12 protein-coding genes are annotated in these 16,425 nt (G+C 51.5%); 5 read left to right on the top strand and 7 right to left on the bottom strand.

Translation table 11 applies throughout. The features are described 5' to 3' along the window. Positions 1-167 precede the first annotated feature (167 nt). The 3 genes from ACFOW6_RS13500 to ACFOW6_RS13490 all read left to right on the top strand — a co-directional run bounded on the left by ACFOW6_RS13500 (position 168) and on the right by ACFOW6_RS13490 (position 4,490). On the top strand, positions 168-1,055 hold the full coding sequence (locus ACFOW6_RS13500) for an N-acyl homoserine lactonase family protein (protein ID WP_382422910.1): 888 nt from the start codon (positions 168-170) through the stop codon (positions 1,053-1,055). Between the two features lie 213 nt (positions 1,056-1,268). Then, entirely contained in the window at positions 1,269-3,203 is a 1,935-nt protein-coding gene (locus tag ACFOW6_RS13495; protein ID WP_382422909.1) for a glycosyltransferase family 2 protein, read from the top strand. Between the two features lie 129 nt (positions 3,204-3,332). Further along, positions 3,333-4,490 carry a class I SAM-dependent methyltransferase gene (locus ACFOW6_RS13490; RefSeq protein ID WP_382422908.1) on the top strand — a complete coding sequence of 386 codons (1,158 nt, stop codon included), beginning with the start codon at positions 3,333-3,335 and terminating at the stop codon, positions 4,488-4,490. A gap of 30 nt (positions 4,491-4,520) precedes the next feature. Here ACFOW6_RS13490 and ACFOW6_RS13485 read toward each other — a convergent pair whose 3' ends face one another. Next, positions 4,521-6,248 carry an ABC transporter ATP-binding protein gene (locus tag ACFOW6_RS13485; protein WP_382422907.1) on the bottom strand — a complete coding sequence of 576 codons (1,728 nt, stop codon included), beginning with the start codon at positions 6,246-6,248 and terminating at the stop codon, positions 4,521-4,523. Between the two features lie 259 nt (positions 6,249-6,507). Here ACFOW6_RS13485 and ACFOW6_RS13480 point away from each other — a divergent pair, with 259 nt between their 5' ends. Continuing rightward, positions 6,508-7,383, top strand: a complete 876-nt coding sequence (locus ACFOW6_RS13480) for a class I SAM-dependent methyltransferase (protein ID WP_382422906.1) — start codon at positions 6,508-6,510, stop codon at positions 7,381-7,383. Further along, positions 7,383-8,384, top strand: a complete 1,002-nt coding sequence (locus ACFOW6_RS13475; protein WP_382422905.1) for a hypothetical protein — start codon at positions 7,383-7,385, stop codon at positions 8,382-8,384. Before ACFOW6_RS13480 ends, ACFOW6_RS13475 begins: the two co-directional genes overlap by 1 nt. Positions 8,385-8,433: 49 nt before the next feature. On the opposite strand, the gene ACFOW6_RS13470 is transcribed toward ACFOW6_RS13475, so the two are convergent. The 6 genes from ACFOW6_RS13470 to ACFOW6_RS13445 form a co-directional block, all read right to left on the bottom strand. Beyond that, the gene (locus ACFOW6_RS13470; protein ID WP_382422904.1) at positions 8,434-9,897 is read right to left on the bottom strand and encodes a class I SAM-dependent methyltransferase; all 1,464 of its coding nucleotides are present in this window, start codon (positions 9,895-9,897) and stop codon (positions 8,434-8,436) included. A 303-nt stretch (positions 9,898-10,200) separates the two neighbouring features. Next, complete coding sequence (locus ACFOW6_RS13465) at positions 10,201-11,127, bottom strand: NAD-dependent epimerase/dehydratase family protein (RefSeq protein WP_382422903.1); 927 nt, start codon at positions 11,125-11,127, stop codon at positions 10,201-10,203. Between the two features lie 172 nt (positions 11,128-11,299). Then, entirely contained in the window at positions 11,300-12,460 is a 1,161-nt protein-coding gene (locus ACFOW6_RS13460; protein ID WP_382422902.1) for an NAD-dependent epimerase/dehydratase family protein, read from the bottom strand. Beyond that, a complete protein-coding gene (locus ACFOW6_RS13455; RefSeq protein ID WP_382422901.1) occupies positions 12,457-13,218 on the bottom strand; it encodes a glycosyltransferase in 762 nt (253 codons plus the stop codon). Before ACFOW6_RS13455 ends, ACFOW6_RS13460 begins: the two co-directional genes overlap by 4 nt. A 17-nt stretch (positions 13,219-13,235) precedes the next feature. Then, positions 13,236-15,218: a glycosyltransferase family 4 protein gene (locus ACFOW6_RS13450; RefSeq protein ID WP_382422900.1), complete on the bottom strand. Its 1,983-nt coding sequence runs from the start codon at positions 15,216-15,218 to the stop codon at positions 13,236-13,238. A 120-nt stretch (positions 15,219-15,338) separates the two neighbouring features. Then, complete coding sequence (locus ACFOW6_RS13445) at positions 15,339-16,382, bottom strand: hypothetical protein (protein ID WP_382422899.1); 1,044 nt, start codon at positions 16,380-16,382, stop codon at positions 15,339-15,341. Between the last annotated feature and the right edge of the window lie 43 nt (positions 16,383-16,425).

The following is a 16,425-nucleotide window of genomic DNA, read 5'->3' as shown; positions in this document are numbered from 1 at the left end:
GCCGGTGCCAGGCCCCTTCGAGGCTCCGCTGCGCTCCGCACCTCAGGGTGAGGATAGGGCGGAGCGGGCCGCTACTAAAAAGATCCCTCATGCTGAGGTGCTCGACCGATAGGTCGAGCCTCGAAGCACCCCGGCACCACCCCAGACCCAAGCGAGAGACACCCACAATGACCACCCCAGACAACCGCCCCGACCCCAACGCCGACACCTACCGCGTCTTCGCCATCCGCTATGCCACCCTGCGGCGCGATCCGCACCACTTCGTGCTGGAGCCGCACCCCGAGGTGATCGATCCGCACGAGGGCGGGCGGGTCATCGACTATTTCGTCTGGGTCATCGTCGGCCGCGGCCGCATCGTCATGGTGGACACCGGCTTCAATGAAGAGGCGGCGAACAAGCGCAAGCGCAACTTCCTGGGCTGTCCGGCGGCGGCGCTGTCGCGCCTGGGCCTGTCGGCCGAGCGGGTGGACGAGGTGGTGGTCACCCACCTGCACTACGACCACGCCGGCAACCTGGACCGCTTCCCCAACGCGCGCTTCCACGTCCAGCGCAGCGAGGTCGCCTTTGCCACAGGGCCGGACATGCGCCACCCCGTCTGCCGCGCCCCCTTCGAGCCTGAGGACGTCTGTCACCTGGTCACCTACAACTTCGCCGAGCGGGTGCGCTTCCTGAACGGCGACGGCGAGATCGCGCCCGGCATCGGCGCCCACCTGACCGGCGGCCACACCGCCGGCATGCAGGCGGTCAGCGTCGAGACGGCGCGCGGCAAGCTGATCCTGGCCTCCGACGTGGCGCACTTCTTCGACCAGATGGTCTGGCGCAACCCCTTCCCGGTGGTGGTGAACATCCCCGCCACCCTGGCGGCCTATGAGCGCATGCGTGAACTGGCCCAGGTGCGCGACGAGCGGGGCGAAATCCACGACCGCCCCGACATGGTCATTCCCGGCCACGACCCCCTGGTGCAGGAGCTGTACCCCACGGTGGCGGAGGAGACCATCGAGCTGTCGGCCGAGCCGCTGGGGGAATCACCGTTGGCGAAGGTGTGGACTCTGTAGGCACCGCCTGGCCCCCAGTCCGACGTCATGGTGAGGTGCATTGACGAATGTCAATGCCTCGAACCATCCCGGCACAGACATTAGCGCCGGGGAGAATTCCAACCTCACCCGCCTTGCGCTCCACACCCCCCGTGTCTTTCTTCAGGCAACGACTTGTCCCGCCTCTTCATCTCCCATAATACGGGACGCATAGTTGTAATCCAGAATGCATAGATGCTCCGCAAACCCCGTCGCCTACAAAAGAAACTGTCCAAGACGCTGGCCCGAACAGCCACTGCTCTGGCACCCTGGTATAAGCGCCATGTGCCGGCCGGCATCCGCAAGGTTATTCCGAAACATCACCGGCGCGCCCTGAAGCAATGGTTCAGATCGGGAGGCAGCCGCCGCCTGAATGCCCTCCCTCACCCCGAGATCTGGATCGACTATTCCGACTGGATCACGCGCAACGACCGCCTGAAAAAGCGGGACGTGGCATTGATCCGCGAGCACATCCGTGCGTTCAGGGTGCGGCCGCGCTTTTCGATCCTGATGCCGGTTTATGATAGTGACCCGACCTACCTACGCGCCGCCCTTGAGTCCGTGATCGACCAGCTCTATCCCGGTTGGGAGCTGGTCGCCGTGGACGACGCCTCCCCCGACGCGCGACCGCGGCAGATCCTGAGCGAGTTTGCCCAGCGCGACGACCGGATCAAGCCCCAGTTCCGCAGTCACAACGGTGGTATCGCGGCCTGCAGCAACACGGCGCTGGAGGCCGCCACAGGCGACTGGATCGTCCTGATGCATCACGACGACTTGCTGGCGCCGCACGCGCTTTACATGGTGGTCGAAGCCATCAATCGACATCCGGATACGGCCATCATCTATTCCGATGAAGACCATGTGGATGCCGAAGGGATCCGCTCGAACCCTTATTTCAAGCCGGATTGGGATTACGACCTGTTCCTGGGCCAGTACTACCTGAACCACCTGGTTGCTTATCCCCGCCCCCTGGTCCGGCAGGCCGGCGGCTTCCGCGAAGGATTCGAAGGCTCTCAGGACTGGGACCTGGCCCTGCGGGTCCTTGAGGCAGCAGGCCCCCAGCCGGAAGTCCAGCACATTCCCTTCGTCCTCTATCACCAGCGCCAAGAGGAACAAGGCTTCTCGTATAGTGTCATTGAAGGCGCCTGCACCGCCGCCCAAACCGCCGTCAACGAGCACCTCGTCCGCACAGGCCAGCCGGCCAAAGCCGTCGCGAGTGGGCACTCCAGCCACCTGCGCATTCGCTGGGACCTGCCCGACCCGCCGCCGCTGGTCTCCATCGTCATTCCCACGAAGGACCGCTGCGAATTGCTGCGCCTCTGCACCGAAGGTCTGTTGACTCGCACAACCTATGCGCCGCTGGAAATCGTGATTGTCGATAACGGCAGCAGCGAGCCTGACGCCCTGGCCTTGCTGCGCGAACTGGACGCCCATCGTCATGTGACGGTGCTGGAGGCACCAGGTCCCTTCAATTTCTCGTATTTGGTTAATCACGGGGTTGCCGCGTCAACGGGTGAGGTCTGCGTCCTGCTCAACAACGACATCGATGTCATAAACCCGGACTGGCTTCAGGAACTTACCGCCCAGGTGCTCAGGCCCGAAGTTGGCGCCGTGGGTGCCAAGCTTTATTATGCCAACGATACGCTCCAGCATGGTGGTGTGATACTCGGTATTGGAGGGGTGGCAGGGCACGCGCATAGATTTATTCATCACGAACACCCAGGATACTTTAATCGTCTTAACCTGGTGCACAGCCTCTCTTGTGTGACGGGCGCCTGTTTGGCTGTACGACGTGCGGTTTATACTGAGGTGGGCGGCCTGGATGAGACAAATTTGAAAGTTGCCTACAACGACGTGGATTTATGTATCAGACTTGGACAGGCCGGCTACCGAATTATTTGGACGCCTCATGCACGTCTGTATCATTACGAGAGCGTCTCTCGTGGAGAAGATACAACCCCCGAAAAACGAGAACGATATCGCAATGAAGTACAGTATATGAAAAGCCGCTGGGTAAGTGTCTTGCCAAATGACGCTTATTATAATCCGAACCTGACAATGGATAGAGAGGATTTCAGCCTAGCGCCCGTGCCGCGTTTACAGCGACCTTGGGTAAACTGGAAATCTTGATGAACAATGGGATATCGAGCGCGAAGCCAGCCTAATTCGTTGCAGCTTGTAATGTTGATATTGGAAAAGACTGAGAGGGGCTGAATATTGAATTGGCATGTACCCTTCACTCATGACAAGGAATCCAAATTGGACAGCTCATTAAAGAAAACGAAGCAAGCATCAAAACCATTTCACAAACGCATGCAAAAAAAGATCTTCCGGCTGACCGGGAGGAAGGTTGCGCGGACGGAATCACCACCAGAACCGCTTCTTTCAGAGAAAACCCCTACTCCTGTTAAGAAAAAGAAAAAAAGGCCTTATCAGGATTTTGCAGGTAAGGGTGAAGCTTCGTCTCGTTCGCATGACAAGCTGAAGGCGCTACGACTCAATACATTACCTGGCGCCAATAATAATGCTAGTCCACTTGAAGGGTTTTCTGTACTCGACCTCGGATGCAATGAAGGTTTTTTTTGCCTGGAGGCTATTAGGCAAGGCGCTACCCGTGTAGTGGGAATTGACGCGCACGGACCGTCAATTGAATCAGCCAGTAAAAATGTACCCGAAGCTGAGTTCGTGCATGGTTCATGGTGGGATGTGCCAGACGATCAGTTTGATGTCATACTCCTCCTGTCAGCAATTCATTATGAGAAAAATCAGAAGAAATTTCTTGAAATGCTTCTGGAACATCTTTCACCAAAAGGAACATTAATTCTGGAGTGTGGTATAGCGAACGAGCAACCAAATATCCGGCGTTGGGATACCGTAAAACGACATGATGGGATTAAGAAATATCCAACTCGTGCACTATTGACTCAAGATATTTTGGAGCGTTTTGCCGTAAGAAGCGCTGGCCGAAGTGTTGATCAGGCTGGTGATCCAGTCCCTCGATACGTTTTCCATTGCACAAGGCGACAGTCTACTGCCCTTTTGATTCCAGGTCTGTCAGGAATCGGGAAATCTCAACTTGGCACACATTTCGCCAACCTAGGTACACCTGTTTATGCAACAGACTCTCTTATTTTGAGGCTTTCCAAGAATCCTAACTATTCTTGGCGTCCCCTGGCAAAAGCAGTGCAAGATATTGTCGTGGAGAAAGGTCAGGACTGGGGTGCTGTAGGAGAAAAAATTGCTTCCGATGATGAACTAGGAAGGGAAGCAGTTGATATCATCATAGAGGAAATCCCAAAGGAAGTGCCGCTTTTCATAATAGAGGGGGACTTGCTACGACATGAGTTTATCATTAGCGAACTCATAAGTCGTATAAAAACCGATGGCATTCGTCCATGGTTGGTCAGTAGTTGTTAATAGCAGATGGAGAATTTCTCTATCTAATCACTATGCAATAATAGCATTCTCCTTGATATCGTGCCCCGGCCTCACCAGCCGACCTGCCTTCAGGTGATGCACCACATCCGCCACCTCCATCCAGCCGGGGCGGTGGGAAATGGCGATGATGGTAACCTCTGCGCTCAGGTCCTTCATCGTCCGGCAGATTTCCTCCTCGGTCGCAGTGTCCAGGGCGCTGGTCACCTCGTCCAGGATCAGCAGTTCGGGCTTGTGCACCAGGGCGCGGGCGATGGCGATGCGCTGGCGCTGGCCGCCCGACAGGCGCCCGCCGCGCTCACCCACCCTGGTATGGATGCCATTGGGCAGGGACTGGACGAAGTCCCACGCACCGGCGGCTTTCAGCGCCTCGATCGCCATCTCCTCGGTCAGTTCGGGTTCCTGCAGGGTGATATTCGCAAGAATCGTCTCGGTGAACAGCCCTACCTCCTGCGGGACATAGCCAATCATCTTGCGCCATGCCTGCAGGTCCACCTGTTCCAGCGGCGTGTCGTCGATCAAGACCTGTCCCTTGGTCGGATAGTGAAACCCAAGCAGCAGGTCCGTCACCGTGGACTTGCCCGCCCCAGAAGGCCCGGTCAGCACGCTCAATCGCCGCGCCGGAAACTCCAGGGACAGGTTGCGCAGCACCGGACCGTCCTTGTTGTTGTACTTGAAATGCACAGAATCGAAGCGGATGCCCTGTTCCACGTGTGGCACGACATCTCCGCCGCGTGGCTCGGCCTCGTCGGATGACTTCTCCATCATGTCATGGAGCGCCTTGAAAGACCCCTGCATGATGGTGACCTGCTGAAACTGGGTCTGCAGCTTGTTGATGGTTTTCACAGTGCGCTGCAGCACCACACCCATCACGAGCAGTTCGGAAATGGGCATCTGGAAGATCTCGATCAGGACATAGAAGGCACCGGCCAGGAAGACCACCAGCAAGGGTTCCTGGGAATTCGACAGCTTTTCCTGAACCATCACCTTGCGCCGCATGACCTTGCGCATCTTCGAGATCGAGGCGTTGATCAGGTTGGCATAGGGCTCCTGTCGCTCCATGGCCTTCAGCGACTTGATACCCAGGAAGGCGTCGGACAGGATGGCCGACAGGGCATTGGTCTGCCCGGCATCGTCCTGACCCAGTTTGCGTGCCTGCTTGATGAAGGGGTGCAACGCTACGGTGATGACCGCCCCGATCACCAACGACGCAATGGCCAGTTTCCAGGACACGAAGAACCCGACAATGACGAAAACCGCAACCTGCAACAGGTTCGACAGCATCATGGCGGCCAGTTGGAACGCACTGCCGGCGCGCAAGGCCATCTGGTTCATGGTCTGGACCATCTTGCCCAGCGACTGGTTCGACAGATAGGGCCAGCGCGCATTCAACAGGTTTGACAGCAGGCGCCGGCGCAGCCCCGTGCTGATATCTGCCACCACATAGCCCACATAACGCATGGCCAACAGGGTCACCAGCGACTTGGAACAGATTCCCGTCACAGCGATCAGCAGCAGGACTTCCAGGTTTGGCTCAAGCCCGAGGGCGCGCACGGCCTCCAGCACATAAGTCGCTGCAGCGGAGGGGTCTTCATTCCCGGAATCGGCCACAACAGCGATCAGCGGTACTAGGCTGGCGATCCCGATACCCTGGAGCACATTGGCCAGCAGCAGGCAGGCCAAGACCATCCACTTCTTGTGGCCCTCGGCGCTGAAAAATATGGTGAAGACCTGTTTCATACAGTGGTGGCTCTAAGTGTAAAAAGTTACACGAGCAAGAAAGGCACAAACCTCTTGTCTAAGCAAGAGACGCACATAAAAGACACGCTATGCCCTTCCTAACATTTAGCTTTAGCCTTTATCATTGCTCCGCAATGCGAGAGCTTCAGATTGATGACCAACACTTTCCCGCACACTGGGAGTATGCCCTTTGAATCCCCCAAAAAATGAACTCAGAGGTCCCCTATATCAATCTGCTGAAATTTGAGAAAGGTCTGATATGAAAGAAGTTTGGGAAGATTTAGTCTCGTTAAATTCGCACGGAGATCATTATTTTGAAGTATTAGATAATGCTGAGAAATATCGCGCTTCCGACACACATACCGACTGGACAAAAGAGAAACTGCATATTGACCTTGATTTGGCAGCAAGTAGGGATCTCGCGCCACTCCCTCTGACAAAGGATCGTGAAGGATACTTCGGTCCCCATCATTTCAGCTATTGGGCCAGCGGTCTTCGTGATGTTAGCAACATGTTCTTTGCTTGCGAACGTTTAGGTGTAAACGTTCAGGATTATCTAGACTTGGGTTGCTCAAGTGGTCGCTTGATACGCCACATGGCATTTCAGCACCCTGAAATTTGTACATGGGGATGTGATATCAATGCCGCTCATGTGGCTTGGGTAACTCAATTCCTACCGGACAGCCTCATGGTATTTCAAAACCATTCGCTACCCACGCTGCCCTTGCCAGATGAAAGTATTGATCTTGTGTCAGCATTCTCAGTTTTCACTCATATCGAAGCATTTGAAACTGCTTGGCTCATGGAATTGCGTCGTATCTTGCGACCAGGCGGCCTAGCATGGGTTACGGTGCATACCGAAAAGACTTGGGAGGACATGAACGAGAACTGGCCCCTTTACGGCGCGTTGAAGAATCATCCCGAATTCCAGAAAATCCCGGCAAGTAGCCCTATGCCGCGGGATCGCATGGTGTTCCGGTGGCGTGCGGAGCGTTCCTATTCTAGCAACGTGTTCTACAGTTATGACTACATTCGCAAGCATTGGGCACGATATCTGGATATTGTCGAGACCCATAGAAGACTGCCTGTTTTTCAAGACGTAATAGTGATGCGGAAGCCTTTTGGAATTCAGTAATGCGCATAAAAAAAAGGAAAAACCTAGTTATCCACATCGGTCACCCAAAAACTGGGACATCGACAATCCAAAAAATTCTTGTCAAAAATAAAGATACAATCAATAGGCTTGGCATAATTTATCCGGACTTTGGTCAAAAGTACAACGCACATCATTTGCTTGTAAATTCTCTTATTTCGCATAAAAGAGATAATTTTCTCCCAAAAAGTGACGTAACTGGATCGCAGGTTGTGGAGGAACTGAAAAATCTCGCAAAAAATCGGTGTGTCGATACTGTAATACTCTCCTCGGAGGCGTTCGTTTGGGCTCTCGGTTTCAAGCCCGCTTTCGAAGAGCTTGAGGCTGCCTTCGAGATACATATCGTTTGGATCGTGCGGTCACCTACGGAGTACGCAAACTCGATGGCCAATCAACTCATCAAAATGGGGTTTTTTCAGCAAGGAATAACGCTGTCCCACGTCATTCGGGAAGCGATCAATCTTGCAGACTACGCCGAAAATGCGAGAGCGTGGCGAGATCGTTTTCCGAATGCGCGATTTTCGGTTGCTTCGATGGCAGATGGTTTCGACGCCTGGGAGTTCTTTTGCGATGAGGTGAATCCCTCACTTCGGCAACTTGAGAGGCCCGAGGAAAATAGTAACGTATCGCTACCACCTGAAGCGTTGGCATTTCTACTGCGGCTTCAGGCGCAGGAACGAAGCAGGTCCAACGCGGAAAGCAGCCGGATAATGAGCATGCTGGATCAATATACAAAAACGGCAAACATCTACCCCCGCAATGTCACTGTTATACCACCCGACGCTCAAGCCGCATTGCTGAAGAAATTCGAGAATACGGGTTCGGAAGTGGCCAAGATGTTTCCCGGCTTCGACCCAAAAGGACTCGAGCCCAGAGAGAGACAATTCGTTGATCTTGCCGCGATCCCAGCAGAGTATGTCATGCAAGTTTATGATTTCTGCATGGAACAGTACAACGGCTACATAGATTTCCTGCGCCGCTGATTCTTTTTGGTCACGGCACCCACATTATCGGTCTTTGACTGTTCCGATCTTAGCGCTGGTATTTCTCAAGATGTTTCGGCAAATACGGCGGCGTATTCGGGTCGCGTACATGCTCCGGAATGGCTACATTTCCGCGCCATGCAACTCCCAGCACCTGCATCGTGACGAAAAGACGCGTGTCAAACCCCGCCATCTTCATTGCGTAGAGCCCACGCTCGACAAAGGGCGACGTCAGGTCGTGAAAGACGACAATAGCGTTTCCTGCAAGATGCGGCAGCACCGCAAGCGCATCGTTGCGTGGGCCATCCCCATCGTGGCTGCCGTCGATGAAGGCGAAGCTCCAGGGCGCCTGCTCTGCCAGCCGCGCCTCCTCGACCATATCCGGCGAAAAGCCGCCATAAAAGCGGAAGCTGCCCTCGCCCTGCACCTGCGAAAGTGCCTTCGTTACCTGCGCCACGCGGTCGCCCGTGTTGAACTCCGGATCGATGCAATCGAGATGCAGACCGGCAGCGACAAGGTGCGCGGCAGTCCAGCCGAAATGCGTCCCGATCTCCAACCCGCGCTGACCGGTGAACTGCTTGGCCAAGGTGTAGAGGCACGCAGCCTCCTCCACCGATGCGTTGCCGGTTTGCCATGATTTGTGATCACGCGTGTCGGACCGCCAAATATGCGGCACCTGCGCCCGTAGGTAGGGCCATTTCACCTGATATGGATCCTGCGCGGTAGCGTGTGGGAAAAGCCCCGTCAACTGCGGACAGTCGAATCCCGGCGGGATGTAGTCGTAACGCGGGATACCCGGCACCACGCGATCCTGCATCTTGACCCCGCCATAGCCGGTATAATCGATCCGCCAGAGAAGCGGCATCGTATAGTCATGTTCCGGATCTTCGAAATAATCATGAAAGGCTTGCCGGGCCCCTTTCCAGTGTCCGTAATCATCAATTATGAACAGGCCCTTGTGGGCAAGGCGCGGCCACAATTCCCGAAGCTCAGCCAGAGTGCTGTCGTAGAAATCAGTGTCGAGCCGCAAGAGCGCGATCTTCTGCGTGCTGGTGGTAGCAAGCGTCTTGCGCACATCTCCCTTGATAAAACGGACCAACCCCATGTTGTAGCCCGTCGAGGCAAGGGCTGTGCGCACGTCCTCCAGTTCGGCGGCGGCGATCACGAGCTCGGCAAACTGCCCCCCCTCTGATCCGGCCATCAGTTCCGCCGCACTCTTGTCGTTGAAGTCGCGGTCGGCCTCCCCCGGTTCAGTCATACCCTCGAAGGTGTCGAAAAGCACCAGCTCGCGACGTGCCCCGCGTTTCATCAGCGCCAGCGCCATGATCATGGCGGATCCACCACGCCACACGCCGCATTCCACGAACCGTCCTTCGATCCCGTTATCGATGACCGCGTTCACCGCTTGGTAGAGAGCGAAGCCGCGTTCGGGAGAAGTCATAGTGTAGGGCTGTACCTTTTCCCAGATTTCCGCAAACTCCGGGTGAGCGGCGAAGTCGAAACTGCGGCTCATATCCTATCCTTTTCTGACTCTGCAAAGCATAAATCGACGGGCGCATGACTCCACTGCTGCATTGCGGTTAACGTGAGATCAAAGCTCCATCCATGTATCACTGGAATTATTGTTTGATAATTGCGCCTGTACGCCGGATAGGGCAAGGGTCATCACCTATGCAGACAGCGTTTTAACGATTGATTACCTTGCTCGGGCTCTCCTTACGCCAAGGACTATGAGGGCAGATCGACAATGAGCCCATGCTGGTTAAAGTTCACAGTCTTTAGTATAATTACTTTTCTTGATAAATTCATAATCAGATTAGCTATTTTCATGTATTATTAAACTATTCCACATATCCCTTATAGAGTATTCCAAGCCAATTGTTGTGTCCCATCCTATGGAATTACTAATTCGCGATACATCCAAAACAATATATGGTGGATCTGTTGGGCGCGCTGGCTGTAGTTTAACGGGAATTTCATAGCCAACTATACGGCTAGCCATAGTATGAATTTCAATAATGGAGTGACCTTTACCCGAACCCACATTCCAAGTTTGATTGATACTGTGTTCGGGTGCTTCAATAGCCATCAAAATGGCCCGCGCCAAATCTTCTACGGCCAAAAAATCGCGTACGATTGACCCATCACCAAATATATGAAAAGGCTGATTTGCTCTAGCAGCTCGCAGTAATGCCCCAACCACCCCTTGGCTAGGATTTGACTGCCAACGCCCTATCGGGTTGGACGGACGCAAGGTAGTTAAATTTAATCCTTGAGTGCGTACAAGGAATCCCAACCCTATTTCAGCCATTTGCTTACCCATCCCATAGGGTGAAACTGGGCACAATGGCTCGTCTTCCGTGATCCTTCCTGTGGCAGACACCTCACCATAAACGGAACCACCAGATGAAAGGAATAGCATATGCGAGCGATGGGTTGCGGCTTGCTTTGCGCACCAAATTACAGGTTGAACATTCTGAGTAAGTTCTTGCCAAGGGTAGTCGATATTTGAGCCTGGCGTTGTTTGGCCTGCAGCCCAAATCACTACATGCGCGCGCCGAAAGATCGGGCTCGGATCATTATATAATTCAGCATACTGTATTGCTTGTAATTCAGGGGCATGTGTCTCCAAGAAGTCCATATCAGGACTCCTTGATACTACTACAACCTCGTGCCCTGCCTCTCGCAGGGCCAGAGTAGTATGTCGCCCAATAAAACCCGTACCACCGAAAATCAGAATCATATTCTATTTATCAATTTGTCTCTGTGGCGGATATCAGTATTTATTATAAATAAATACATTATTTTAAAATAGTTTCCTGATATTTTGCAAGAATCAAAAACTGTGTATTCTTTACACATAGCTCCTCACATTCCGCATTTGAATTATACTCATCGGCATTCATGCTACATAATCAATTGTTCCAATTAGACACACAGGGGATTTTATTCTTATCGCAGCGATCAGAATATTTCCGTGCAATCTCGCGCACCTCTTCCATTAAACCGTCTTCCAATTGGATTGGTTCCAGTCCTAAGTGTAGGAACCTGTCATTTTCAACATGCAGATCATTTTCATCTGCTTCATTACGAGGGTTATCAAGAAAAGCGATCTCTGCATCGGTCTGCGCAGCAATCATCTCTGCCAAATCCCGAACCCGGTGAGTTTCGGTCATTTGGTTCAGGATACTCACCCGATCGCCTTTTTGCGGTGGATTCATCAGTGCCAATTCGATGCAATGGCAAGTATCCTGAATATGAATAAAAGCTCGAGTTTGCCCTCCTGTACCATGGACAGTCAGCGGATAATTAACCGCCGCCTGCATCAGAAAGCGGTTTAGTACAGTTCCATAGTCTCCATCGTAATCAAAACGATTGATAAGTCGTTCATCCATGCGCGTTTCATTTGTTTGCGTACCCCAGACAATACCTTGATGTAAATCTGTAATCCGGACTCCATCATTCTTATTATAATAGAAGAAAAACAGCTGATCCTGCGTTTTAGTCATATGATAGATAGATCCAGGATTAGCTGGGTATAGGATATCTTGTTCATGACGGCCTTTTTCCGTATCAATGGACACTCGAAGATATCCTTCGGGAATCTTCATGCCAGCCGTACCGTATCCATAGACTCCCATTGTGCCCAAATGAACCAAGTGAATATCCTGCTTGCTCTCTACAATGGCGGCAAGCACATCATTCGTAGCGTTTAAGTTGTTGTTAACAGTATAACGCTTGTGCCAACTTGATTTCATAGAATAGGGCGCTGCGCGTTGTTCAGCGAAATGGATTACCGCATCAGGTTTTTCGTCGCGCAGGAGGGACAACAATCTATGATAGTGCTTTCCAATTGTAATATTCTCGGTCCGTATAACATTGCCTGATATCTCATTCCAGGCATGAACACGCTCACCCAAAGACCGGATTGGCGTCAGCGAATTGACTTCCAATTCAATATCAATCTTGCGACGCGACAAGTTATCCACAATAATTACTTCATGGCCACGCGCCGATAGATGGAGTGCAGTTGGCCAGCCACAAAATCCATCACCTCCTAGAACAACAATTTTCATGACGACTCCTTCATCTTGGAGTTATTTTTGAACTCTTCATAGATTGAATGTGAGTATGATTCGAATCCAGTATTCCTAATACGCGCCTTAGAGGATGAAGCACGGATCGTCTGACTATTTTTCTGGCGGCGCTTAAACAAGACTGTATTCGGAACAACCTTATGAACAATGCCATTTATGAGTGTTTCAATATTCCACTGCCAATCCTCATAAGCCCAACCATTTTCCATGTCCCGGTCAGCATAAGGATAGTTAATATGTACTGAACGCGGCGCCATTGCTAATGCATCCCAATAATTTGTCACTCGAAGCAAGTCGATATTAAAATCTTCTGATTCTTGATCAATATGCCGAAATATTGTCGCCTGGCCTTCAAAAAAATAATTATATTCTGGATGAGCTATTACGCTTTTATTATTAAATTGTGCCAAGAAATTATATGCGCGCCACAGCCAACTTTCCTGCCAAAGATCATCACCATCTAGAATAGCGACATGCTTTCCGGCTGCCTGTTTGATGGCTTCATTGCGCGCCTTACCTTGATCACCAACGTCCACTTCAATCCAAAGTGTAGTGGAGGTGGAATGAGCTGCGAAGACCTTCTCTGTGATCGTATCAGGGCGATCTAATACCAGAACAGGCTGTACCGTCAGCCCCCTGTTTCGGGCGGCAGCAATAGCAGTATCAAAACTGCGTAGACTTGCTACAGATACCCTTCCCTCGCGATGGCCGCAAAGAATAGCAGAAATATCAATCATACAGAGAGCCTTATTGTTTAACCATTATGGCGCTGTAGCTTATCAGTATAAAATACTTTATTTGCATTCGTGAGTTTTTTATTACCGGATTCAATATGATCCATCAACAGTTCTACTGAACGAATATAGGCATCTATATTGAACATTGACTGGGCATGCCGATATGCTGCTTGAACGCGCTCCGTTACCTCTTCAGGAGCTCGCAGAATATGGTCCAATGCCGCGATATATGCATCAATGTCTTCAAAATCATCAATCAGCCACCCTGTTCTAGGACCAATTACTTCGCTTATGCCTCCTACATCTGGGGCTATTATAGGTAAGCCATTACGGATCGCATCCAGTATTATAGTAGGTATTCCGTCCCACTGAGCAGTGTAGAGAAAAACGGCATAGCCACCCTCCACCACTTCATCCAGAGAAGAGAATTCGCCTTTTAAATGCACATTTGGCAAATCTTCAAGCTGCGTCTCTAACCCCTTATCCAGCACTGCACGTCCATAAACATCAAACTGTATGTCAGGACTGGCAGCTGCTATGGCCTGAAGAATATCAGGGCGCTTTTGTCGATCAAAACGGCCCGCCCACAAGACACGCCGCGTACGACTAGCCGATTTATTAATTAAAGTTTCCCCTGCATTTCGCATAGGAATACGAAGGATATGTACTGCGCCCTGACTTGACTTCGGCTCTTCGAAACCAAAACGCTCAGCAACATAATTAGCTAAACTTCCATTATCGCAGGCAATTGCGTCCAAATAATTCACGCTTTCTCGTAACCATTGGATCGGATATCCAACACGTGTTTTCTGAGATGTTTCCTCCCAAGTAAAAAGGTACGTTCCCAATGAAATTTGCTGGCTCAATTGTCGGCCATATATTCCCAACATATCCCAGAATAAACGGCTATTAACATTAATAACTGCCTGCGCTTCTACTCCATGCACTAAGTCAAGTAGAACTCTTACTTTTTCTTCTTTTGGCATATCTTGATACCAAAATTTAGAAATATCCGCGAATTCGCTATCCTCTGGGAACCATTCCGGATGCTCGAAATCGCTGGCTTCGGTCATGACAATTAAAAAGCGCTTATCAGGACGAGCCTTTGTCAATGCATGAACAAATTCTCCGGCCACCCGGGCAGCGCCAGACATTCGGACATGCGGAATAGTGATTATGTAAGTAAACTTCAATCCTTCAAAGCGAGATCGAAGGCGATTCAGAATACCCTGTAGATGCTTGTTCGAGGTTACTGGCGATACTGGAATACGACTCCCCTCAGGCAGGGCCACCATCGGCTCCAACGCAATGGCATTGGCAATATCAGACACTAGTTGACTCTCATTAAAGGCTTGCATTGCATCTGCAGTAGCAACATCTACGCTATAGCGGCCTTCTTTGCGCCCATATTGAATATAATGATAAAATGGATTAATATTTTTTAAATGTTTTACATCGGAATTTATTTCCAAATATTGGTGCGTTGAGAATTCAGGAGATGGATCATATCCCATTAACCACCCAATTGTTGCATAATGTAAAGCTGGATCGGTATTGGCGCGCTTAACATCTGGATAACGATTGAGATAAAATTCTACATCAATGTTTTGTCGTATAACTTCTAACTGCTTTGAAGAAGATTGAACAAGTATATATTTATCTGTATTAGGAACTATAATATATTCATAATTATTATTTCTTACACATGGATAATTGTTATTTTTAATTGCATGCAATAATGGGTCGCCCTGATCTGGATTATACCCGGGTGTAGAATTAATGTAATTGTGTATAGAAAATTCTGCGTTTGGATCACGTCCTTCACGCCACCCATATTCACAATAATGTACCAATGGATCGACTCCATTATCTGCCACATCAGGATTATTTTCTAAATAAAAATGAGAATCAAAGTAATCCCTTATTAACTTAATATTTTTTTTGGTATTATCTTTATTTAATAATATTTTACGTATTTTTTTAATTTTTTTCCTTAACATGTCCCCTCCAATTGAAATTATCTATGACTTTCTTGATAATTATATACTTTCTAATATATCATGCCAGTGGCACAGAATACCCCTATCATTTCTATGATAGTTAAATACGATAATTTTGTATTACACATATTTACCATTACATTCTTTTCCATTTTCTGGAATATCACACGTTTTCTTGAAATCTTTGGCTGCTTGGCTGGTTGTGGGCAACGGATGCTTGAACCCTCCTTTTTGGGGCCGCTTCCTAGAAGCACCTTTTGCAAAACAACAGGCCATAAACCATGCAGCTTCCTCCCTTGGTAACATGTCCCCCTCTCCAGCAATTGCCTCGATATCCGGCACAGGCGTGGCAATTAGCCGACACCCTGCAAGTGTCGCTTCCAGATACTTCACCCTGGATTTGCACCTGTTGAAAAGCGTGTCCTCCAAGGGCGCGATCACATCCGTGCAGTGGCTCATCAGCTCGAACATCTCCTCATAGGGCACCAAAGGCTGCCGCTCCACCCGGCGGTGCCAGCGCAGGCGCAAAGACAGGTCTACGGGCCCCACGATCAACAGGCGCGTGTCCGGTTCGCGCCCCAGACAATAGCGTAGCGCATGCTCCGCCACACGGAAGTCACGGCTGTGCCCCTTGGTGCCGGCGAAATAGCCGATGCGCCGCACCGGCCGATTGCGTTTGTACCAGCCTGCCTCCTCCGCGCGTTTCAGCAGGGAGGGAGGGATGAAATTGGGCCGCACCTCCACCTGGGCGTTCGGATGATGGGCCAGCACCTGGTCCTTCAGGGGTTCGGTGGAAACCGTCACCCGGTCGAACAGGTGGAGAACATCTAGATTTCTGCGATAGCGGACGATGATGCGGTCCGGGTCCTTGCCCCGGCTGCGCACGAAGGGGGAATTGAGCGCAATGTCCCGTCCGCCGAAGATCAGGTCGTCGTAATCGGCCCTTACCTGCCGGCCCAGGCTGCGCAGTCCGGCCACCAGGTCGGGCAGTTGCGGTTCGCTGCCTTCCGGCCGGTGGAAGATATAGAGGTCATGGTCGAACTGCGGCGCGCGGAGGAAGGCGTGGAGGGAGGTTACGTGACAGGCATGGCCCTGCGCCTGCAGCACCTCAGCCGAGTGGTAACAGCGATAGCGCGTCGAAGGGTCGTCCAGGGGGCGATCCACCTGGGCCGTATGTGATATGAAACAGATGCGCGCCATGTCCGCT

This window comes from Fodinicurvata halophila, assembly GCF_042651425.1.
Lineage (GTDB): Bacteria > Pseudomonadota > Alphaproteobacteria > Kiloniellales > DSM-21159 > Fodinicurvata > Fodinicurvata halophila.
This window is presented reverse-complemented; position numbering and strand designations above follow the sequence as displayed.